Source organism: Enterovibrio litoreus (assembly GCF_045679545.1).
GTDB lineage: Bacteria > Pseudomonadota > Gammaproteobacteria > Enterobacterales > Vibrionaceae > Enterovibrio.
Genome location: NZ_CP166194.1, coordinates 1,635,423 through 1,658,400, shown reverse-complemented (window position 1 = coordinate 1,658,400; position 22,978 = coordinate 1,635,423). Strand labels below are relative to the sequence as shown.

The 22,978-nt window shown below is 46.0% G+C and carries 14 protein-coding genes; 5 read left to right on the top strand and 9 right to left on the bottom strand.

Features of this window, described 5'->3' with window-relative positions; all coding sequences use genetic code 11:
- Positions 1-19 precede the first annotated feature (19 nt).
- From AB8599_RS07260 to pepN, 3 genes are all read right to left on the bottom strand, one after another.
- Positions 20-4,837 carry an NAD-glutamate dehydrogenase gene (locus AB8599_RS07260; RefSeq protein WP_407333074.1) on the bottom strand — a complete coding sequence of 1,606 codons (4,818 nt, stop codon included), beginning with the start codon at positions 4,835-4,837 and terminating at the stop codon, positions 20-22.
- A gap of 155 nt (positions 4,838-4,992) precedes the next feature.
- Positions 4,993-5,220, bottom strand: coding sequence for a DUF2835 domain-containing protein (locus AB8599_RS07255; RefSeq protein ID WP_407333073.1), 228 nt, complete (start codon positions 5,218-5,220; stop codon positions 4,993-4,995).
- A 68-nt stretch (positions 5,221-5,288) separates the two neighbouring features.
- Positions 5,289-7,898: an aminopeptidase N gene (gene pepN, locus AB8599_RS07250; RefSeq protein ID WP_407333072.1), complete on the bottom strand. Its 2,610-nt coding sequence runs from the start codon at positions 7,896-7,898 to the stop codon at positions 5,289-5,291.
- Between the two features lie 307 nt (positions 7,899-8,205).
- Between pepN and pncB the strand changes: the two genes are divergently transcribed.
- On the top strand, positions 8,206-9,384 hold the full coding sequence (gene pncB / locus AB8599_RS07245; protein ID WP_407333071.1) for a nicotinate phosphoribosyltransferase: 1,179 nt from the start codon (positions 8,206-8,208) through the stop codon (positions 9,382-9,384).
- 70 nt (positions 9,385-9,454) lie between these two features.
- On the opposite strand, the gene AB8599_RS07240 is transcribed toward pncB, so the two are convergent.
- The 4 genes from AB8599_RS07240 to AB8599_RS07225 all read right to left on the bottom strand — a co-directional run bounded on the left by AB8599_RS07240 (position 9,455) and on the right by AB8599_RS07225 (position 13,525).
- Entirely contained in the window at positions 9,455-10,123 is a 669-nt protein-coding gene (locus tag AB8599_RS07240; protein WP_407333070.1) for a hypothetical protein, read from the bottom strand.
- Between the two features lie 151 nt (positions 10,124-10,274).
- Complete coding sequence (gene prc, locus AB8599_RS07235; protein WP_407333069.1) at positions 10,275-12,278, bottom strand: carboxy terminal-processing peptidase; 2,004 nt, start codon at positions 12,276-12,278, stop codon at positions 10,275-10,277.
- 17 nt (positions 12,279-12,295) lie between these two features.
- Positions 12,296-12,952, bottom strand: coding sequence for an RNA chaperone ProQ (gene proQ / locus AB8599_RS07230; protein WP_407333068.1), 657 nt, complete (start codon positions 12,950-12,952; stop codon positions 12,296-12,298).
- A 114-nt stretch (positions 12,953-13,066) separates the two neighbouring features.
- Positions 13,067-13,525: a GAF domain-containing protein gene (locus AB8599_RS07225; RefSeq protein ID WP_407333067.1), complete on the bottom strand. Its 459-nt coding sequence runs from the start codon at positions 13,523-13,525 to the stop codon at positions 13,067-13,069.
- Between the two features lie 385 nt (positions 13,526-13,910).
- Between AB8599_RS07225 and AB8599_RS07220 the strand changes: the two genes are divergently transcribed.
- The 3 genes from AB8599_RS07220 to rsmF all read left to right on the top strand — a co-directional run bounded on the left by AB8599_RS07220 (position 13,911) and on the right by rsmF (position 19,383).
- Positions 13,911-15,200: a PqiA/YebS family transporter subunit gene (locus AB8599_RS07220; protein WP_407333066.1), complete on the top strand. Its 1,290-nt coding sequence runs from the start codon at positions 13,911-13,913 to the stop codon at positions 15,198-15,200.
- Positions 15,187-17,811 carry an MlaD family protein gene (locus AB8599_RS07215; RefSeq protein ID WP_407333065.1) on the top strand — a complete coding sequence of 875 codons (2,625 nt, stop codon included), beginning with the start codon at positions 15,187-15,189 and terminating at the stop codon, positions 17,809-17,811. The genes AB8599_RS07220 and AB8599_RS07215 overlap by 14 nt, the downstream gene beginning before the upstream one ends.
- Positions 17,812-17,952: 141 nt before the next feature.
- On the top strand, positions 17,953-19,383 hold the full coding sequence (gene rsmF / locus AB8599_RS07210) for a 16S rRNA (cytosine(1407)-C(5))-methyltransferase RsmF (protein ID WP_407333064.1): 1,431 nt from the start codon (positions 17,953-17,955) through the stop codon (positions 19,381-19,383).
- A gap of 292 nt (positions 19,384-19,675) precedes the next feature.
- Here the strand turns inward: rsmF and AB8599_RS07205 are convergent, their stop codons facing one another.
- On the bottom strand, positions 19,676-20,512 hold the full coding sequence (locus AB8599_RS07205; RefSeq protein ID WP_407333063.1) for a S1 RNA-binding domain-containing protein: 837 nt from the start codon (positions 20,510-20,512) through the stop codon (positions 19,676-19,678).
- 234 nt (positions 20,513-20,746) lie between these two features.
- Positions 20,747-21,550, bottom strand: coding sequence for a putative PEP-binding protein (locus tag AB8599_RS07200; RefSeq protein ID WP_407333062.1), 804 nt, complete (start codon positions 21,548-21,550; stop codon positions 20,747-20,749).
- A gap of 339 nt (positions 21,551-21,889) precedes the next feature.
- On the opposite strand from AB8599_RS07200, the gene AB8599_RS07195 reads away from it, so the two are divergent.
- A complete protein-coding gene (locus AB8599_RS07195; RefSeq protein WP_407333061.1) occupies positions 21,890-22,948 on the top strand; it encodes a 3-deoxy-7-phosphoheptulonate synthase in 1,059 nt (352 codons plus the stop codon).
- Positions 22,949-22,978: the final 30 nt, after the last annotated feature.

The following is a 22,978-nucleotide window of genomic DNA, read 5'->3' as shown; positions in this document are numbered from 1 at the left end:
TTATCAACACTTTGTCTGCTTAATTCAAATTTAAAAGCGTCAGTTCACGCAATGCGACAGAGAATTTCGCAAATTCATGCACTGTACCCACTTTGAACTCAGCAACAATGCTTTCCCAACGGCCAAGACTCACTGCATGTTCAACCATCCAAGACTCAAGGCCAAGCTCAGCAGACTCACCTTCTCTCATTCCCTCAAGGATATGAGCGGTCAGGACACGTTGCTGCCAATCCAAATCTTCTCGGAATGATGAACGAGCCAATGCTTGCCAATGGTTTTCCACTGGTTGGTTGGTGATTTGCTTGAGGAACCAGTGCAAAGAGAGCGTATCGCCAAGCACAAAGTACAAGCGTGCAACCACGTCGAAAGGCTTGTTCATCTGCTCTGACACTTGGGCAAGATCGAGACCCGCAAACAAACTGCTCAAACGCGCCACTTTATTTGCAATCTCTTTCGGTACACCGAGGACGATGAACTCACTCGCCTGTTCTTCGTGCTCTTCAATTTCAGCTGGCACCAAGTAGGTTTCGAGGTTATCTGTCAGGTTCTTAACGGCAGGTTTATAGAACGCAACTTGCTCTTCAATCCCTTTCCCTTTCATTGGATTACGAAGAATCCAACGCGATGCACGACGTAGCATACGACGACAGCGATACATCACAGCGTATTGGATCTGCGCAGGTATCTGGTTATCTAACGCGCGAATGTCTTCAAAGGTTTTATCAAATTCAAAGACTTCATTCACAATCGCGTACGCTGCTGCAATGTCACCGACGCTCGCACCGGTCTCATCTTGCATTCGCGTCACAAAGTTGAAACCCATGACGTTAGACATTTGATTTGCCAAGGAAGTCGCAATGATTTCCGCACGCAGTGGGTGTGTTTCCATTGCTTCGCGGTAGTTACGCTGTAACTCCTGTGGGAAATACTGTGGTAGTAGTTTACCAAAGTGCGGATCTTGGGTGATTTGTTCCACCACAAGTTGCTCTTTCAGAACCATCTTGCCATAGGCCACCAGCACAGCAATCTCAGGTCTTGTTAGACCTTTGCCGTGAAGTTGACGCTCAGCAAGCGTTTCATCATCCGGTAAATACTCTAATTGGCGATCAAGCTTGCCATCTTTTTCCAAGTAATGGATGAAGCGGATTTGCTCTTTCAGCAATGACGCTTTTTGTTCATTGGTTACCGAAATGGATTCACTCTGGCAATAAGCATCATCCAAAACAATCTCGCCGACTTCATCTTCCATGCGTTCTAGAAGTTCGTTGCGCTGCTTGTAAGTCAGATCCCCTGCGGCAACAAGTCCATTAAGCAGGATCTTGATGTTAACTTCGTTATCCGAACAATCCACGCCGCCCACGTTATCAATGAAGTCGGTGTTAACCAAACCGCCATTCATGGCAAATTCGATACGACCCAACTGCGTCATACCCAGGTTACCGCCCTCCCCAATAATCTTCGCGCCAAGCTCATTACCATTGAGGCGAAGACCATCGTTCGCGCGATCACCAACATCGGTATGCGTTTCAGACTCAGATTTCACGTAGGTACCGATACCGCCGTTCCAAAGCAGATCCACCTTGGATTTTAAGATCTGTTTGATCAACTCGTTAGGTGCCATGCTTTGCTTACGCACGCCCAGCATCTTCTGAATCTCAGGGGTCAGTTCAATCGATTTCGCTTTGCGCGAGAAAATACCGCCACCCTTCGAAATCAGCTTAGTGTTGTAGTCTTCCCAGCTTGACCGAGGCAGTTTGAACAAACGATCACGTTCTACCCATGATTTCGCTGAATCCGGGGTTGGGTCAATAAATATGTGCATGTGGTTAAACGCTGCGACCAACCGAATGTGCTTCGATAACAGCATGCCGTTACCGAATACATCACCCGCCATATCACCAATAGCCACACAGGTGAAATCCGTTTCTTGGCAATCAATGCCAATTTCACGGAAATGACGTTTCACCGACTCCCAACCGCCTTTGGCTGTGATACCCATGGCTTTATGGTCATAACCGTTCGAACCACCCGAGGCAAAAGCATCACCTAACCAGAAGTTATATTCTTCTGATACTGAGTTAGCGAGGTCAGAGAAGGTCGCGGTGCCTTTATCAGCAGCAACAACCAAATACGGGTCATCTTCATCATGGCGAACGACATTTACTGGCGGTGTTAATTCACCTTCAATAATGTTGTCGGTGATGTCGAGCAAGCCGCGAATGAAGATACGATAGCAACGCTGGCCTTCTGCAAAGATTTCATCACGGCCACTAAGTGAGTGTTGCTTCTTACAAACGAACCCACCTTTCGCACCTACTGGGACGATAACCGTGTTCTTAACCTGCTGTGCTTTTACCAAACCAAGCACTTCGGTTCGGAAATCTTCTTGGCGATCTGACCAACGAAGGCCACCACGCGCCACTTTACCGCCACGAAGGTGAACACCTTCAACATCTGGCGAGTAAACGAAGATTTCAAAGAAAGGAACAGGTTTTGGAATTTCAGGAATTTTAGACGGTTGCAGTTTCAATGACAGGTAGTCTTTGAACTCGCCGGTTTCTTTGTCTTTTTGGAAATAGTTCGTACGCAGCGTGGCGAGGATCATTTCCATGTAACGACGAATGATACGATCGTCATCGAGGCTTTCCACTTTCTCAAGCTCGCCTTCGATCTGGCTAATAATGCGAGTTTGATCTTTTTGGCTGTTTTTCGAACCACCAAAACGTTTCACGAACAGCGTGACCAAACATTGCGCCAAATCCGCATGTGACGTCAATGTCTCTTCGATATACGCTTGGCTGAATGGGAAGGCAACCTGACGCATATAGCGCGCATAAGAGCGTAGAATGGTGACTTCGCGCCCTGTTAGCCCAGCATTCAGAACCAATCGGTTGAAACCATCACTTTCCAGCTTACCATGCCAAATCGCACCAAAAGCTTCTTGGAAACGATCGCGCGCCTCAGACAGATCAAACCCTTTCCCGGCACTGTGGAGCATCGAGAAATCGAGGATCCAGAAAACATCACCCGTGGTTGTCTGCACTTTGTAGGGTGACTCTCCGATCACACGCAAGCCTAAGTTCTCAAGCATCGGCATGACGTCAGAAAGGTGAATGGCCTCGTCTTTCTGGAATAGCTTAAGTCGCACAGCGCGTGACGTTGATGGCTCTTCCTGAGGACGATAGAAAAGCATGTCCAGCTTCTTGTCATCACCCAAGTTTTCTAATCGTTCAATATCAGCTACCGCTGAACCTGGCAGCGTGGCCTCTTTGTACGAACGTGGAAACGCACGAAGATAACGCTTAGCAATTGGTGTTCCGCTGTTTTCACCAAAGTTCGCGATAACGGATTCTTGCAGGCGATCATCCCAAGACGAGGCTGCTTCAGTCAGATTCTGCTCCAATTTCTTCACATCAATATCAAAGTTATTGTTTTCAACACGCACGATGTAATGCGTTCGTGCCAACGGGCTTTCGGAGAAGAAAGTATTGAACTCGACTTCTTGATCAGAGCCAAAATAGTTCTTCAATATACGCTGGGTCACACGACGAAATTCGGTGTTGTATCGCTCACGGGCAACATAAACCATGCACGAGAAGAAACGTCCAAACGGGTCACGTCGGACGAAGACACGCAGCATATCGCGGTCTTGCACCTGAACGATGCCCATGCCGATATCCAGCATCTCAGCCTCAGAGGCTTGGAACAGTTCGTCACGCGGGAAGTTCTCAATGATGTTCGCCAACGCTTTCCAAGAATGGGATCCTTGGTAGTAACCGCTGATCTCTAGGATCCGCTGTACTTTGTTGCGAAGAACCGGAATTGTGTTTGTTGCTTGGTTATAAGCCGCTGACGCATAAAGACCGTGGAAGCGATGCTCGCCGACCACGTTTCCTTTTTTGTCGAAGCTCTTAATCCCGATGTAATCCATATAGGCCGGACGGTGAACGCGGGATTTACTGCTGCCTTTGTTGATAATCAACAATTCTTTACGCAACGCAGTAGCACGCGCCGATTCAGGCATGTCAGACAATTTAATACCCGGCCGCGTCAGATCCAGCTTCTTCGCGAGGCCTAAGCCTTCTTCTTTCGATGCCTTGAGCTCATGGTCACCTTCTATGGCATTGAGCTCGTAATATTTGTAGCCCATGAATGTGAAGTTATGAGAAGCAATCCACTGCAGAAACTCGACAGCTTCTTGTTGACGCTCACTGTCTACCGGCGGCTTCTCTTTCTTGAGCGCATCAATCAGAGATTGCATTTTTTCCTGCATTGGCTGCCAATCATTCACGATTAGCGCCACATCATTCAGCGTCTCTGTCAGCTCTTTCTCAAGTGCTGCCATCTCTTTCTTGCTGCTCATGCGGTCGATTTCTAGATGGAAGACGGTTTGACGCACGCCCTTCTCACCACCAATTTCAACGACATTGCCTTTTGCATCTTTGACGACGTGCAGCGGACCGTTGAGCATTAGGTGCGATGCAATATCAAGACGGTTTAACGCCATTCGAACAGAATCGACAAGGAAAGGTGCATCAGGAGTGACGATTTCGACAATCGTGTGCGTAGACTGCCAGCCATTGCCACTCAGTGTAGGGTTGAAGACCTTAATAAAAATTTTGTCTTGTTCGAAGGTGTTTAGATGATGCCACAGGCTAATAACAGCCCCGTAGAGGTCGGATTCATTCCTTTCCTGTAAATCATCATCTGAGATGGGACCCAAAATCCTTTTTGCCAAAGTTTCTACAAGTGGTTGTTGTTTCTTGTCCAGTTTTTCAGCGATGAGGTGATAAACTTTCTCAAGCAACACCGGCACAATAGGGTCACGCGCGGTCATGGTTTACTCCATATATTTTTTATGTAATCGCTATGAGTATAGAAGTTAATTAGTCTTTGCGACGTATGGAGTAGTTTACGGGTTAGTTAATAAAATCGTTACATCAAAAAGCGTTAATTCAATCTGAGTTTTTAGATATGTGATTGCCGTACGGTTTAAACGATTTGCTCAAGGGATTTAAAGCGATTCGCGTCATCTACTGTCAGCCGAAAACGCCCTTTTAACCCTAATTGACTAAGATATGGACGCAGACGCGATGCAGGCAGTTGCAGGGTTAACCCATTGTCTGTTTTGACCACAACGGTTGATGCTACCCCCGCATAATGCTGCTGGAAAATGTGATATGAGATATTAAGGGTAAATAAGTACACATTCGATTTCATAAAAAAAAGCCGTCTCCTGTTAGACGGCTTTAAATTACTTATTCCGACAAATTTCGCAAGTGTCGTGTTTACACTTCGAGTGCTTTGTTGATTTTCTCGTAAAGATCTTTCGCGAGATTATCGAGCAAGGCTAAACGCTCAAGTTGATCGCGCATTAGCGCCTGGCGATCTTGGTCAAATCGCATGAACTTGAGTAAAGGATCTATCAGCCTTGAGGCAACTTGAGGGTTCGATTCATTTAGTTGAATCAAAATGTCAGACAGTAACTGATAACCTGACCCATCTTTGGCATGAAAGTTAACCGGGTTGTTGTTGCAGAATGCCCCCACCAATGAACGCGTGCGGTTCGGGTTTTTCAGGCTAAACGCCGGATGTGACATCTGCGCTTTGACATTTACCAATGCATCGTTGGCTGGATTACACCCTTGTAGCATGAACCATTTGTCCATCACCAAACCATCGTGCTGCCATTTGTCGCTGAATGCTTGCATCAACGCAGCACGACATGGCAGTTGCGCATGATTTGCTGCGGCTAGCGCTGCAGCTGTGTCTGTCATGTTGTTTGAATCCGCATAATGTGCGGAGACAATGTCATTACCTTGGTCAGTCAGCGCCAGGTAACTCAAACAGGTATTGCGTAGGCTGCGCTTTCCGATAGCTTCATGGGAAATGCTGTATTCCGTTTGCTTTAATGCATGGTAAAGCGCACTAAATTCATCGGTTAACTCGTTTGCAAAGTGACGTTTTATCGCATCACGAACGTTGTTGATGGCATCTACATCGACAATATCAAACCAGCCGCCAATTTCATTTTCGCTTGGCAGTTGCATCACTTCAGCAATCAGCGCTGCATCGAGCGCCTCACTCAGCAGCACACCACGGAATGCATCAACGACCTCTTCTGGCAGTTGAATATCTTTAGCTTCCTGAGCACGAGCAACGTTAACCTTAATGTGTTTTGCTAACAGCATTTGGCCAGCATCCCAGCGCGAAAATTCGTTTCTAGCATGCACCATCAAGAACGCGAGCTCTTCGTCACGATAGTCGTAGTTCAGCGTGACGGGCGCAGAGAATTCACGCAGCATAGAGATCACAGGCTTCTCAGCAACATTGTCAAAGACAAACGCTTGCTCTGAGGCTGTCACATGCAGGACGTTATCGATCGTCACTCCGTGACGTTGTAACTCAATCACACTGCCATCACCGGCGTAAAGCTCGATATCGAATGGGATCAGAAGTGGCTGTTTATTTTTTTGATCCGCAGTCGGTGGCGTATGTTGTTTTGTGTCGAGCGTCAGTGTTTTGTTTTCGTCATCATAATGGCTTGTGACATCCAACACGGGTGTACCGGATTGGCTATACCAAAGGCGGAATTGCCCCAGATCGACGCCCGATGCATCTTCCATCGCTTTGACGAAATCTTCACAGGTTGCTGCTGTGCCATCATGACGTTCAAAGTAAAGTTTCATGCCCTTCTGAAAATTCACTTCGCCCAGCAAGGTATGCATCATGCGGATGACTTCGCTACCCTTTTCGTACACGGTTAGCGTGTAGAAATTATTCATTTCAATCACTTTGTCTGGGCGAATCGGGTGCGCCATCGGGCTGCGGTCTTCTGCAAACTGAGGACCGCGCATGGTGCGTACATTACTGATACGGTTCACCGCTCGCGAACCGAGATCGGAAGAGAACTCTTGGTCACGGAAAACGGTGAGGCCTTCTTTTAGGCTCAACTGGAACCAATCACGGCAAGTGACGCGGTTGCCTGTCCAGTTATGGAAATATTCGTGCCCGATCACCGCTTCAATACCGAGGTAATCCGTATCTGTGGCCGTGTCTGAATTGGCGAGAACATATTTGGAGTTAAAGACGTTTAAGCCCTTGTTTTCCATCGCGCCCATATTGAAGAAATCGACAGCGACGATCATGTAAATATCAAGATCGTACTCAAGATCGAAACGATCTTCGTCCCACTTCATTGAGTTCTTCAGAGATGTCATCGCATGGGTTGCACGATCGAGGTTTCCTTTATCGACAAAAATCTCTAGTGCAACATCACGGCCGCTTCGTGTGGTGAAACTGTCTGATAACAGATCAAAATCACCCGCGACCAAGGCAAACAAGTAGCTTGGTTTTGCGTACGGATCTTCCCACTGCACCCAGTGACGGCCACTATCTAAATCGCCTGAGCCTACCTTGTTGCCGTTACTTAGTAGAAATGGAAACGCAGTTTTATCGGCGGTGATTTTAGTGGTGAACTTTGCCAGTACATCGGGACGATCGAGGTAGTAAGTGATTCGGCGGAAACCTTCTGCTTCACATTGCGTGCAGTACGCACCGTCAGACAAATACAAACCTTCCAAAGAACTGTTTGCCGCCGGATCAATATGCGTTTCTATCAATAGTTCAAATTCGGCTGGCAGTTGTGTCAGCGTCAACCCTTCTGAGGTCTCTTTAAAATGCGGCCATGATTCACCGTTGATCTCAACACGCTTAAGCGACAGCGCATCACCATCCAGTGACATAGAATCTGAACCAATAACCTGCTGCTTCACTCGGCTTTTTGCAATAACTTGGGTATGTGAACTTTGAAGGTCAAAATCCAAGTCAATGTGGGTTATCGTAAAATCAGGAGCCTTGTAATCTTTGCGGTACTTGGCCTGAGGTTGTTGCGTCATGTCAGATTCCTTTTATTGCATAACGATTGCCAGTCGGTTAGTCGATTCGACCAGCCCACTGTTATAAAATCGGAGTAATCAACTAAGATACTCACTAAGCCAGAGCATTGCTATAGCTTGACTGTGCAACGAATAACCAAACGCGCTGCTGAATGAGTATAAATAGAGCGAGATCGTATTATCAATAGGTTGACTACACAGCCTAATTTGACGTTAAATTTGCACCCTTAACTATAAACTGCCTGGCGCAACTGGGCGAGAACTGCCAACGTTCAGTCGACACCCGATTCGAGGTATAAAATCAGGCATGCAAACGCCCATTATTTCGTCATTATTAGACACGGATGCGTACAAGTTAAATATGCAGCAGGCTATCTTTCATCACTATGGTGATGTGGTTGCCGCCGCCGAGTTTCATTGCCGTAGCGATGAAAGCCTTGTTGAGTTCAAATCACAGTTAGAATCGGAAATTCATGCTCTTGCCAACCTGTCTTTTTCTGAGGATGAAATTGCTTTCCTTTCTACCCTAGGACTCTATCAGACTGATTATCTTAACTTCTTATCTTCGTTCTCACTTAATGCAGATCATGTCACAGTATCCATTGAAGATAGCCAACTTGCTATTCGAATCGAAGGGAAATGGCTTGATATCATCCTATGGGAAGTCCCATTACTTGCTATAATTTGCGAGTTACGTTGTCACGAAAGATATCCAGCGCTGCAACCAGAAGATGCCTTGGCGTTGCTGGAAATGAAACTCGGTGTGCTTTCGACTCATCGTGCCCTTTCCAATGCAGACAAAGCGTTTCAGTTTGTCGACTTTGGTACTCGCCGCCGTTTTTCAAAAGCCGTGCATCATGTCATCGTCGATCATCTGGTTCATCATTCGATCCACTTTGCTGGAACATCAAACCTTTGGCTGGCGAAAAAACATGGTATCCCCGCGGTAGGAACACAGGCGCATGAATGGTTCCAAGCTCACCAACAACTCGCGGGTGATTTGGCGGATTCTCAACAGATTGCATTGAACCGTTGGTTGCAGGAGTACCCCAACAAACTGGGGATAGCCCTCACTGATTGCATCAACATGGACGCTTTCCTTAAAGACTTCACTCCGCATTTGAGTCAACAATTTTCTGGGCTACGACACGACAGTGGCGACCCAATTGATTGGGGCGAGAAAGCAATAGCACACTATGAGAGTTTGGGTATCGATCCAATGGAAAAGACACTGATTTTTTCCGATGGGCTGACGCTAGAGAAAGCGCTCGATATTCACCACTACTTTTCAGGACGCATTAATACATCGTTTGGCATTGGTACGCAGCTAACATGCCACTTACCGAATGTTGAAACTCTGAACGTCGTGATTAAACTTGTTACCTGCAACGGAAAACCCGTGGCGAAAATTTCAGACGAGCCTGGAAAGTCAATTTGTCGAGACAGCAATTATCTCAACGCATTGAAGAAAGCGTTCAACATTTGAATTTGTATGATTGCAACAAGGGCGCTACTCAAGCGCCCTTTCATTCATTTTAATGTCGTCGGATTACCAACTACTCTAACTGACGTCTGAGTATCGCTTCCATACCAAACTTGGTATTGGTCAAAGTCAGCGTGTTCGCATCCAATTCGAATTGTGAGTCCTGCTGACCACCTCGATAAATCAGAACAAGATGATCATCTTCTAGAAAGTAAACACCACGGTGAGTAACCTCTTGCCCTTGTTTACCAGACACTCTGAATGAAAACAAAAAATCGGGACGCAGCATCAACGCAAGTTCCTTCACTTCTTCATCAACATCTTTCCCTTCGATGACATCACTAAACCAAGCACCCGACAAATTGTGAGACAAAATTTTGGTGAATCGTGCGCCTTTCAACATCAGTTGGTTGTGATTGAGTTTGTACTCATGATGCTGTGAATCTCCGAACTCGTCGTTGAGCACTAATGTGGAATCATCAAGATCGTAAACCCCTTTCGCTTCTTCAACGCTGCCATCTGCATTGAGTAGTTTTACATTAAAGCGGTAATCTGAACTGAATGAGATATTAATGGCTTTGTATTTTACGTCTGGACTAGTACCCGTGCCTTTCTGCTGATCAGGGCTAAACCAGTACCAATCTCCAATTAATAATGGGAAGTCTAACTGGGTAAGATCTTGGGCTTTGACTGGTGTGCAGATAGAGAGAACTACAATCAATAGGCTTATCAACTTCGTCATCGGCTTTCCCTTCGCTTGATATCATCTTTTTAATTTTAGACAAACATCACTATTTCGCGTTGGTTTACCGACCAATTATGTTACTTCTTCTATTGAAAAAAGAAAAAGCGGACCTAAGCCCGCTTTTTATTCAGTGACGATGAAAATCACATTAACTGTTTAGTTTTTTTGCCAAATCAAGCGTGATGAAAGCAGCTTCATTCAGATAAGCATCTGGCTGCTCGTAGTCACTGGGCACATCATCCAAGGTTTTGAATGGTGATTTACCTGAGGCTACCTGACGCTCATTCAAACGAGTAAGACGCTTTTTGTCTGCTTCTTCTTGTTCTTCAATTCGCGCCTTTTCACTGAGAGAAATCGTATTGTCGTCTTTCAACGTCTTATATTCTTCTATGTCACTCAGAATATAACCAAACTCAGTGTCGGTTTTGATTCGGTCCTGGTGCGCTTTATCCAAGCCCTTGAACAAAGGGTTTAGCTCACCTACTTTTTTGTAAGCAGCCGGGTTAATGCTATCCCATGGCAAAGCATTATCTTCTACACTCTCACCGGTTTCTGCCGGATCAACGGCTGTTGGAAACGGAATGTCAGGCACAACCCCTAAATGCTGAGTACTGCCACCATCTATGCGGTAGAATTTTTGAATTGTGTATTGAACATGACCGAGAGGCTTGTCACCCAAGTCATAGATCTTTTGCAATGACCTGTGTTGTTGAACAGTGCCTTTACCGAAGGATTGCTCACCAAGAATTACAGCACGTCCATAATCTTGAAGCGCCGCTGCAAAAATTTCTGATGCTGAAGCCGAGTAACGGTTAATTAATACCGTCATTGGACCATCATAGTAAATCGCTCTGTCGGTATCACTGTTCACTTTCACGCGACCATAACTGTCACGAACCTGCACAACAGGGCCACCTTCAATAAACAAACCTGTTAATGCCGATGCTTCACTCAACGCGCCGCCACCATTGTTACGAAGGTCAATGACAAGGCCACTGACATTCTCTTTTTTCAGGTTTGCGATTTCTTTTTTGGTGTCTTCCGCAAGACCAACGTAAAAACTCGGTACTGAGATAACACCAACTTTAGATTTACCCTGCTCAATCACTTCTGATTTTACAGCACGATCTTCCAAGCGAATCTTGTCTCGCACAAGAGTGACGTTGTAACTTTTTGCGTTCGCGCCCTCAGGCAATATCTGCAACTCAACTTTGCTGCCTTTAGGCCCCTTAATAAGCTGAACAACATCATCCAATCGCCAACCAATCACATCAACCACCTGCTCATCATCCTGTGCAACACCAATGATGCGATCACCCGGAGAGAGCTTTTTAGATTTCGATGCAGGACCACCAGCAACAAGCGAACGAATGACGGTGAAATCATCTTCAACTTGCAGCACTGCGCCAATCCCTTCAAGGGACAGATTCATCTCAGACTGGAATTGTTCTGCGTTTCGAGGAGAAAGGTAACTGGTATGCGGATCAACTTCACGAGAGAAAGCATTCAGGTATACCTGAAAAACATCTTCACTCTTGGTTTGAATTAATCGCTTCATTGCACTGTTGTAGCGTTTTGACAAGGTTTCCTGAATTTCAGGCCATGTCTTACCTGCAAGCTTGAGGTTCAGCGCGTCGTTTTTGACTCGTTTACGCCAAAGCTCATTTAATTCTTCAGTGCTCTTTGCCCAAGGCTCTTCGCTTCGATCAATCAGCATTTCTTCTTCTACATCAAACGTTATTTCGTTATCAAGTAGAGAAAGCGCGTATTGATATCGCTCAAAACGCTTTTTCAATGAGGTATTGAAAATGTCGTAAGCCGCTGAAGTGTCACCTGAGCGCAATTGATCATCAATACTTGTGCGCCACTTTGACATCGCATCTACTTCTACCTGTGTTAGGAAGAGGCGGTTGAAGTCTAGCGTTTCAAGATAGCGATCAAAAACATTGGAAGAAAAGTCGTCATTCAAATCGAACTGTTTGTAATGCGACGTTTCGAAGTTGCGAGTAATCCTCACGCTGGCGGCTTTATGCTGAGGCTCAGAAACCAATGTTGGCAGCTCAGCGGTGGCGTAATTAGCCTCTAAGGCTTGAGTGGATGCCACCAGCATTAAGCTGGCAGCAATCACGGAAAAGCGGAATCGACAGATCATGCGTCGAAGGATCTCCTTTACGAACTGAGGTGCTCCGCTTTAACTAGCATGGTTAAACCATTGCTCAAACGGACGCGAACCTCGTCCTTGTTAAGTTCTACAATCGTAGCGGGCATGTTGCCATTACCCATATTAACGTTTACGTCCTTACCTACGACAATATCTTCAGCCTTGAGTTCACGACGTGGCTCAACCGGCTTCTTAACTAGCTTAGTATTTTTTGCCTTAGCTGGTCGAGAATTTGCTGGGTTAGCTGTTGATTTATTTGATTTTGGCGCTCTTTTCTCTTTCGCGTTGGCTTTTTTATCGCCATTTTTCGCTGCTTGCTCTTTACGACGTTCAGCTGCACGCGCTTTGCTTTCTGCTAAAGCGGTTTGCGCATGATCAACATGCTCTTGCTCAAGCTCACCACAATCGTTGCCGTCAAGATCAACACGAATCGCGCCGGCTTTTACGCCGTAAAGATAACGCCAGGAAGAGGTATATTGGCGAAGTGCCGCACGAAGTTGAGTTTTACTGACTTTAGCATCATCAGCAAGACGTTCAGCCAAGTCTTGGAATATGCCTATTTTCAGTGGACGAGCTTCACCTTCTAGGGTGAAACATGCAGGGAAACGTTCAGCGATATAGGCAATGACTTGCTTGCTGTTAGCTAATTTTTCAGTGTTTTCCATTTTTCTTCCTGTCTCTTTGCGCAATGGCGACAACAGAGATTGTGTACGAGTTAACAAATTTAGTGCTGCGTATTATAGATACCTGTGACTGAAAAACCACAGAGAACCTTAAATTTAGAGGTGTTTTTGCAATTCATTGACCAATAAAGTGAGTCCGGTTTCATCATGGTCATCAAATCTTGCTTTTTTTGGCGAATCTATATCCAGCACACCCAACAATTTTTTTCCTCTGTATAAAGGTAAAACAATTTCTGAGCGGCTATCTGCATCACATGCGATATGACCTTCAAAAAGATGCACATCCGCTATTCTTTCTACACGTTTGTGACGAAACGCACTTCCGCAAACGCCTCTTTGATAAGGAATACGCACACACGCTGTTTTGCCTTGAAATGGCCCAAGCACTAATTCTTCGCCATCATCCAGATAGAATCCCGCCCAATTAATGTCGTCTAGCGATTGAAACAGCAATGCACTCACATTGGCGAGGTTGGCAATGAGGTTAGGCTCATTTTCTATAAGGGAAACAGCTTGGCGGGCAAGAAGCGCGTAAAATTCAGTTTTATTATCCATTTATTGCTACATCCATTTGAAGCGAGTTAGCTAAGATAGTGGCTATTCAGTGAGTGTTCAACGTTAACGCATTAATATGACATGTAAACGATCAAGCCATGGCCTTGTGTGCACGCCGCATATCGAGACTCTTTCCTCGTTTCGCCATGGAAAATTGATGTATTAGCAAAAACTGCGTGTTCTTAACTAACAGATTGATTAAGATGCACATTCGCAGCGCCTACCTGTTACCAATGGCTCACTGACTTATTAGGTGCCCTGTAAAGTAACATGAAGCATCCCATGGACAGGGTCTCAACAGCAACACTGCCGCATGTGTAGTGTTAGGTTCTAAACTATACCCAATCGATGGGTGATTCGAATGACCTGAGGGGAAAAATTCGCCATGCGCGTGCTTAAGTGCACTTCCTGTGATCTGCTATTGCAAGAAATCCCTGTACAGCGGGGTTTCAGTGCGTGTTGCCCTGGGTGTGGTTCTCGCGTCATTAAGAATTCTTCACTGAGCCGATCTGGTGAAGTGGCGATAACGTTTGCCGCTCTCGCGCTGTTTGTCCCTGCGCAATTATTTCCATTGCTGTCGATTAATTTAGTCGGGGTTCCACTCTCCACCACAGTGACAAGTGGCGGGCTAACCTTACTCGACACCTTCCCGCTTGTTGGCATGCTGGTTGTTTTTTGCACCGCCATTGCCCCTCTGCTTTTTCTCGTTTCAATTTTGGCAGCAAACTTGGCTCTGCATTTTCATCATGCTAAATCCCTATATTTCGCCACATATTGTCTGAAAGTCATCAAGCATTGGGTCATGATCGATGTGTTTCTTGTTAGTTTGGCCGTGGCAGGCTTCAAAGTTATTGAGATTGCGGAGATATCTGTGGGGCCTGCATTACTCAGTTTTGTCTTGTTGCAGGTGCTAGTGGCATTTTTGTTGTCTCGCATCTCCCCCAAGCGCTACTGGGATGTTTACAGCGTCAACGATGAAGCCATACAAGACATTGACATTGATGACGCGAAAACGAACGTTCAAGCTACGAATGCATTAAGTACGAATGAACTAAATACCACTGGTTTCAGCACGAACAAAGTGGAGACTGAAACACTGATCCGTTGTCAGCATTGTGGGTTAACGCAAAAGAGCAACCATGACTGCTGTTTTCGATGCAGTGCAAAATTGGAGCCTCGCGTTTTTCAAAGCCTTCAAAAAACATGGGCATCACTTCTTGCCGCCATTGTTTTTATCTTCCCCGCTAACTTTTACCCCATTTCAATTTTATTGAGTAACGGTAAGCGATTTGAAGACACTATTTTTTCTGGCGTTGCTGGCCTGATAAAACAAGGGATGTATGGGATAGCCATCATCATTTTCACAGCCAGCATCATCGTGCCTGTCGCAAAGATCATTGGCCTTTTGTACATTTTGATTTGTATTCAACTAAACGTTGAAATGGGTCGCGGACAGCGCATGAAAATCTATCGTTTCGTTAAGTGGATTGGTAAATGGTCAATGATGGATCTCTGTGTTATTGCCATCATGGTTTCATTGATTGACCGTGGCAACTTACTTGATTTTACTCCCGGGCCAGGCGCTATTGCCTTTGGGTTGGTCGTGGTATTAACCATGATTTCAGCCGACAGCCTCGATTCTCGACTTATTTGGGACAAGCATGAGCAACGTTGAAGACTCTCAGGTAACTGAACCACAAATAAAAAAAGACAAAGGCATTTCTCCGCTTTGGATTTTTACCGCCCTCGCTTTCGTACTCGCCGGTTGGCTGTTGTACAAGTCAGTCAACGAGGCAGGTGAGCGGATTGAAATCTACTTTACTGATGCGCAAGGCATTGAAGCCGGAAGAACCACAATACGCTATCAAGGCCTTGAGGTCGGCATTGTTCGAAAAGTAACGCTGTCAGATGATCTAAAAAGTATTTCTGCCGAAGCGGACATCTACCCCGAAGCCACGAAAATACTAAAACAGAACACTGTATTTTGGGTGGTGAGACCAAAAGCGTCTATCACCGGAATTACTGGATTAGATGCCCTGGTAACAGGTAACTACATTGCGGTTCAGCCTGGAAAAGGGGAAGTGCGCACCACTTTTGTTGCCGCCGAAGAGCCCCCTGTTAGTGCCTCTGGTGACGGTAATCTTCATATCCAGCTGCAAGCCCCTGACCTGGGTTCATTGAGTATTGGCTCTGGCATTTACTTTAAGAAAATCCGTGTTGGTGAAGTGGTCGACTATCGCCTTACACCAGACAACCAGGGCGTGACGCTGTCACTTAGCATCAAGAAAGAATACGCCAAGTTGGTGATGAAAAGTTCTAAGTTTTGGAATGTCAGTGGTGTTAGCGCAGACATCGGCTTGAATGGCGTTGATGTTAAAGTTGAGAACCTAGCATCCGTGCTGGCTGGTGGCATCGCATTTGATTCTCCCCAAGATGCGGAGCACGCTGTACCGCTGGAAGTGTTCACATTGTACACCTCGATTAACGATACTGACCGTGGACTTCCTGTCACCATTGTTCTCCCTGAAAACCATGGGATTACCAATCCAAATTCCCCTATTGTTTACCAAGGCTTAGAAATTGGTCGTCTCAACGGTATTCAATTTAATGACAACTTCTCAGGGACTGTGGCTCAAGCCAATATCAACCCGTCTATGGCGTGGACGTTGACAACCGGCACTGAGTTCATCATTGATAAGCCCGAATTATCTCTTGATGGCGTTAAACATCTCGCTAATTTAGTCACAGGAAACACTCTGTCACTTCAACCTGGTGACGGTGAGAAAAGTTATGAATTCGCTGCGAAGACAAACGAAACTATGCTCGTTGACGACCCTCGCGCACTTACCCTAACGCTAAGTGCAGATAATATATGGGGGCTCAAAAAAGGAACTAACGTTATTTATCGTGGCATTCAAGTTGGCTTCGTGAGTGACACAAAACTAAATCCTAATGATGTATCAATCACCCTCGTCATTGATCCTGACTACAAGCATCTTGTTAAAAGTGAATCACGCTTCTTTGTGTTAGGTGGCATTAGCGGAAATGTGAGCGCTGAAGGAATCGAATTTAGTGTTCCGACATTTTCACAAATGGTCAGTCAAACCATTAGTTTCACCAGCGAAGGTAAAGACAAAGCGAAAACGAAGTACGCTCTGTTTAAATCTGAAATCCTTGCTCGCAATGCCAAAGAAGCACTGAAAGGTTTCAAACGCATCACACTGACGGCCAACAAACTCCCCTCCGTTTCTGAAGGCAGTCCTGCGATGTATAAAAATTTCACGGTGGGTAAGGTTGAGCAATTTGAGTTAGCGCAAGATCAAGTGAAAGTCACGCTGCAAATCGACAACCGCTATCATCACCTGATCACACCACACACTGTGTTCTGGAATCATTCTGGTGTCGACATCAAAGCAGGGCTTTCCGGTGTAGAAATTGACACGGGCTCGTTGAAATCTATCATCGCTGGCGGCATATCTTTTGGGAACATACAAGGTATTGATAACAAAGTTGGCGAATATTGGAAGTTATATAACAGCCTTACCGCAGCTCAAAACTATGGCCTAAAACTGACTTTCACTGCAGACAATGCAAGCGGGCTATCATCAGGAAGTAAGATCCGTTACCAAGGTGTAGATGTCGGTGAAGTCACTAAGCTCTCGCCTGCGTTTAAAGATGATGGTGTGGTCGTGAATGCCACAATCTATCCCGAGTTTTCTGAACAATTAGCGCGTGCAACTAGCTACTTTTGGGTGGCTCAACCAACACTTAGTTTAACCAAAACAGAAAATCTCGATTCTTTGTTCGGCGCATACATTTCGGTCGTTCCCGGGAAAGGGGCGAAACGTCAGTCATTCCAGCTTCATAAAGCCGCGGAGTATGCGGGCGGATTAACGCTCATTTTAGAGAGTGAAAACCGTGATTCCGTGACTGTCGGCACCCCGATTCTATTTCGTGACTTTGAGGTAGGCGCAGTGACCGATGTGAGTCTGGGCCGCTTTGCCGACCGCGTATTGATTGAAGTGAAGATCAGTGATGACTATAAGCATCTTGTTCGCAACAACACGGTGTTCTGGAATCAATCCGGTGTCGACGTTTCCATTGGCCTAACGGGTGCCAATGTTCGAAGCGGTACATTGGAAAGTATTATCAAAGGTGGTATCTCGTTCGCCACACCTGAAGGCAATAAACTGGCGACGCCTGCGAGATCCGATCAGCATTTCCTCCTTCACAAGCAACCGCAAGATGAATGGAAGTCATGGCGTACCGCCATCCCCTACTTCTAGAGTCATCCGTCACTGATTAATTAATGCGCAGATCTTCATCGAACTGCGCCTTTTTCTTTGCCTATTCGCGCTTGATCTGGCGTCGGAGCCCCTTTCCTTTTACACTTCGCAGTTCAGAAATTCTTAACAGAGACCGCGCCGGTGCACCCAAATATCGACATGCCAGCATTGTTCTTAGAGCAAATAGAACAAATCCTGCCTTCCCACCTTTCCATGACTGACTTTGTTGACGCCTGTAAGCGTCCTTTGCGCCGAAGCATTCGCGTCAACACACTCAAAACGTCGATCGAAGATTTTAAACAACGCGCGGCAGAGAAAGGTTGGACACTCGCACCCGTTCCTTGGTGTAACACCGGTTTCTGGATCGATCAGGATGAAAACGATAACGTTCCACTTGGCAACACAGCTGAGCACATGGCAGGACTGTTCTATATTCAGGAAGCGAGTTCAATGCTGCCTGTGACAGCCTTGTTAGAAAATGAGAGCCAACTTGACCGTGTTCTCGATATGGCAGCGGCACCAGGCTCTAAGACCACTCAGATTGCCGCGGCGCTAAACAACACCGGATTACTGGTTGCCAACGAGTATTCCGCAAGTCGTGTGAAGGTCCTTCACGCTAACCTGTTACGTTGCGGTGTGCACAATGCGGCGTTGACCAAATACGATGGCCGTGTGTTCGGTGAATGGCTACCAGAGACTTTCGACGCCATTTTGCTGGATGCGCCTTGCTCAGGCGAAGGCACGATTCGTAAAGATGCAGACGCGTTTGCCAATTGGAGCCTTGAAGCGGTAAACGACATTGCGAATACACAAAAAGATCTGATCGTCAGTGCGTTTCATGCCCTGAAGCCCGGCGGCACCATGGTGTACTCTACATGCACCTTAAGCCACGAGGAAAACCAGCATGTTTGTTATTTCCTCAAAGAAACCTTTGGCGATGCCGTTGAGTTTGAGCCACTCAACACACTGTTCGAGGGCGCATCCGCAGCTTGCACTGAAGAAGGCTTCTTGCACGTCTTCCCTCAGATTTTTGACAGCGAAGGCTTCTTCGTCGCTCGCTTGAAAAAGACCGCGAGTGTTGGCAGCGAAATGATAAAAAAACGCCCTCGCAAGTTTCCATTTCAAAAGGCCAAGCCAAATGACGCGGAAACTGTTTGCTTAGCACTAAAAGAGACGTTGGGGCTAGATGTACCTGGCGCTTCCAATGTTTGGCTTCGCGACAAGGAAGTATGGATATTCCCATCCCACGTCGAAGCCTTGCTGCCAGAGATAAAATTCGATCGTATTGGATTGAAACTGGCAGAGTCACATAAAAATGGATTCCGCTGGCAACATGAAGCCATTATGGCGTTGGCAAAGGGAACAGAGAAATCCTGTGTTGAACTGTCAGCGCAAGATGCTAAAGAATGGTACATGGGTCGAGATATACGACCAACGGACGGCGCAGGTAAAGGCGAAATTATCGTGTGCTATCGAAATCAGCCAATTGGTATTGGCAAATGGGTAGGCAACCGCATCAAAAATGGCCTTCCAAGAGAGCTAGTTAGAGACATGAATTTATTCCTCGACTAGTTGAATACAAAAGTCTTAATGATGAAACACCACACCCGCCTTGCGCAGACTAAATTTTGAAGTGTTATTAATATCCATTTAATAAACCAGTTAGCGCAAGGCTCTAACGAGCCATTCCCCTAAGTCCGGAACAGGAATCGTTCCGGACTCTTTTTATCTAAAACTTCTTATCGTTTCTCCCCTACCTGACATCTATCCTGCGGCATTAAGTCACAAACTAACAGACACAAAAAAAGCCACCGAAGCAGCTTTTTCTATAAATCAATCTGATAGCGTGATGATCAGTGGAAAATCATTTGATGAGATGGATGCCATCACGCTCAATGCGGATGCGACGCTCTTTGTAAAGGCTACCAATGGTTTTCTTAAATGTTGCCTTACTGGTGCGGAACAATTCAAAGATCACGTCAGGGCTGCTCTTATCGTTAACTGGCAAGAAGCCGCCTTTTAGTTCGAGCGTGTGCAACACTTTTTCAGACAGATCGTCCATTTTGCCACGACCAAGCTTTTGCAGAGACAGGTCAATCTTGCCGTCTTCACGCATCTGTTTTACGTACGCTCGCAAATTTTTGCCGACGAACAATTTACCAAACACTTCCGATTTAAACAGTAAACCTGAATGGGCATCGTTGATTGCGCACTTGTAACCCAATTCAGTTTCTTCCACGATAGTGACATGAACCTGTTCGCCTTTCTCGTAACGCGCTGGTGTTTTATCGAGAAACTTATTGAATTTGGTGGTACCAACAATGCGGCCAGATGCCTTATCTAAGTACAAATACACCAAGTACGAATGGCCTTCCTGCATTTTGAAACGCTGTTCGCTAAATGGCACCAGCAAATCTTTTGGCAACCCCCAGTTAAGGAAAGCGCCCACTGGTGTTGTGCTGATGCAATTCAGTTTTGCAAACTGACCAACTTGTGCCAACGGCTTTTCAGTCGTCGCAATGATTTCATCTTGTGAATCAAAATAAATGAACACCTCTAAGTCATCGCCAATTCGGGTGCCTTTCGGGACATATCGCTTAGGCAGCAAAATATTGCCGTAGTCTTCACCACCATCGACGAACACGCCGAAATCAACTTCTTTTACAACAGTAAGAGTGTTCAACTGACCAATTTTAATCATTGAGGTTTTGCTCATTCATTTTAACTACCGCGCAGTATACGAGATTTATGCAAGTGACGGTTGTAGTAATTTGAATGCGAATGCTTGATTGTTTCTTTATTGGGCAGTTTTCCGACAACTTCGCGGCTGTCTTACGCCAAAACGACAAACGCCACGGCTAGCGTGGCGTTTAGACAATCGTATAAACCGTGCTGATTCAAATCGAAGACGATAAGCAACAAAGTGATCTTTCGATTACTGGTAAACCAGCTCTACATTGGCCGCTTCTGCTAGCTCAATGATAAAAGTATCGGTCGCCTGCGTGAGAACCTGAATCGGTTTCTCTGCCAGTTGCGTTTTACGGATGGTATCTAGAATCAAACTGCGCACAGCTTCATTGTTCTTATTGAAAGCATACGGCAATGCATCATCTGCAAAATCCACACCTAAGGTGAATGCCGCCAAGTTGTCAACGTCAACCACAATGCCATCAAAATACGCGAGCAATGGTTCAGCCAGAACCGCGTTTGAAGGAAGTTGGCATGCCAGCAGTACCTTCAACCCTTTTGCACCACGACATAACCCCTGTTCTGCTAACAAATCAATGATGGTCGCAGCTTCACTCGAGGTACGAACAAAAGGAACCACAATTTCTACTGGCAGGTTCTTATCGCAAATAGCACTTTTAAGTACATCGCACTCCAACACAAAACCAGGCTTACCCACTGCACTGGCGAAGCGAGAAACGCCGCGCAGACCCATCGCTGGGTTGGCTTCATTGGGTTCAGACTCACCGCCTGTCAGATCACGCAAAGAAAGTGCACTTTGCTCATTCAGCATCACTCTAAGTGGTCGCGCTGAGTTGCTTTGATATGTTCTTTCAAGCAGTGCGACCAGTGTTTCAATCGATTCGGATTTGTCATCCAACGATGCAGGATGAACACCGACAGCATTGTTATAAAGTGGCCCCAATGCCACTAGGCCAATTTTCTGCTCGGGATTCTCCAGTTGCGCGGGCGATTTAAGAACGTAAGTGTAGGTCAAATCCATTTGAGACATAGTGCACCAATACTGCCTTGTAAAAATCAACGTGCCATGACGGCATAAAATTGTTAGCGAATCTGTGACAGTTTTTTGCAACCATCTGATTTTCGTCGCTGTGCATGAAAACATACCCAGACTACTGAGCCGTTACAAGTGAAAAAACAAATTTGTTTTTTGTTTTACATATTTGCTAAACGAGAGGAACAAGTTACCTGCAAAACCTTCTCGAACGGGTGAAATCTGCGGCAATAAACCGAATAAATTGCTGAAACATAAACTCCTTGCTTTTCTGAGCACGAAATTTTGATATCTTACTGGCTTCGCAACAACGATGAAGTAAGGAAGGCAGTGTCCATGCCGATTAAAACCGACGAACTAAGAACACAACCTGTTGACACTTTGCCAACGCCAGCAGAAGTGGAAGCGGCTTCCCCACTCTCTGATACTGTTGCACTGCATATTGCCGAAGCGCGTCAGCAAGCCGAAGACATTCTGGCAGGACGCGACAAACGCCTGCTGGTTGTTGTAGGACCATGCTCGATTCATGACCCAGAAGCAGGGCTTGATTACGCAAAACGCCTGAAAGCGTTTGCGGATACCCATCGCGATACGCTTCATATCATCATGCGCACCTATTTTGAAAAGCCCCGCACTGTTGTTGGCTGGAAAGGCATGATCAATGACCCACGCCTAGATGGCAGCTGTCATCTCCGTGAGGGCTTGTTTAAAGCGCGTAAATTCTTGCTGGATGTGAATGCCCTTGGCATGCCAACAGCGACTGAGTTTCTCGATATGATCACCGGTCAGTACATTGCTGATTTGGTGTCTTGGGGAGCGATTGGTGCACGCACCACGGAATCTCAAATCCACCGTGAAATGGCGTCGGCCTTGTCTTGCCCTGTTGGCTTTAAAAACGGAACCGATGGCAATATCAAAATAGCCATTGATGCTATCCGTTCAAGCCAAACGTCTCACTTGTTCTGTTCGCCAGACAAGCAAGGGGTGATGACCATTTATCGCACCAGCGGTAATCCTTATGGTCACGTTATTTTACGTGGTGGTCATCAACCCAATTACCAGCATCATTATGTTGCGAGTGCGGCTGATGATCTTAAGTCTTTCGATCTCACGCCTCGCTTGGTTGTTGACTTCAGCCATGCAAACTGTGAAAAACAACATAGACGCCAAATGGAAGTCGCTGCGGACATTTGTCAGCAAATCACTGATGGCGATAACCACATTGCAGGTATCATGGCGGAGAGCTTTATTGAAGAAGGCAATCAAGCCGTCGACAAAGACAAAATTGACAGCCTCACTTATGGTAAATCGATTACCGATCCGTGCTTGAGCTGGGGTGATACAGAAACCATGCTACAAATGCTGTCAGATGCTGTTGCACAGCGCAACGGTTAAGTTAAGCAGCTTTATATCGCCACTTTTTAT

Excerpts from the sequence above, each read along its gene's own strand:
- AB8599_RS07260 (WP_407333074.1), bottom strand. The coding sequence starts at position 4,837 with ATGACCGCGCGTGACCCTATTGTGCCGGTGTTGCTTGAGAAAGTTTAT.
- AB8599_RS07255 (WP_407333073.1), bottom strand. The coding sequence starts at position 5,220 with ATGAAATCGAATGTGTACTTATTTACCCTTAATATCTCATATCACATT.
- pepN (WP_407333072.1), bottom strand. The coding sequence starts at position 7,898 with ATGACGCAACAACCTCAGGCCAAGTACCGCAAAGATTACAAGGCTCCT.
- pncB (WP_407333071.1), top strand. The coding sequence starts at position 8,206 with ATGCAAACGCCCATTATTTCGTCATTATTAGACACGGATGCGTACAAG.
- AB8599_RS07240 (WP_407333070.1), bottom strand. The coding sequence starts at position 10,123 with ATGACGAAGTTGATAAGCCTATTGATTGTAGTTCTCTCTATCTGCACA.
- prc (WP_407333069.1), bottom strand. The coding sequence starts at position 12,278 with ATGATCTGTCGATTCCGCTTTTCCGTGATTGCTGCCAGCTTAATGCTG.
- proQ (WP_407333068.1), bottom strand. The coding sequence starts at position 12,952 with ATGGAAAACACTGAAAAATTAGCTAACAGCAAGCAAGTCATTGCCTAT.
- AB8599_RS07225 (WP_407333067.1), bottom strand. The coding sequence starts at position 13,525 with ATGGATAATAAAACTGAATTTTACGCGCTTCTTGCCCGCCAAGCTGTT.
- AB8599_RS07220 (WP_407333066.1), top strand. The coding sequence starts at position 13,911 with ATGCGCGTGCTTAAGTGCACTTCCTGTGATCTGCTATTGCAAGAAATC.
- AB8599_RS07215 (WP_407333065.1), top strand. The coding sequence starts at position 15,187 with ATGAGCAACGTTGAAGACTCTCAGGTAACTGAACCACAAATAAAAAAA.
- AB8599_RS07205 (WP_407333063.1), bottom strand. The coding sequence starts at position 20,512 with ATGATTAAAATTGGTCAGTTGAACACTCTTACTGTTGTAAAAGAAGTT.
- AB8599_RS07200 (WP_407333062.1), bottom strand. The coding sequence starts at position 21,550 with ATGTCTCAAATGGATTTGACCTACACTTACGTTCTTAAATCGCCCGCG.
- AB8599_RS07195 (WP_407333061.1), top strand. The coding sequence starts at position 21,890 with ATGCCGATTAAAACCGACGAACTAAGAACACAACCTGTTGACACTTTG.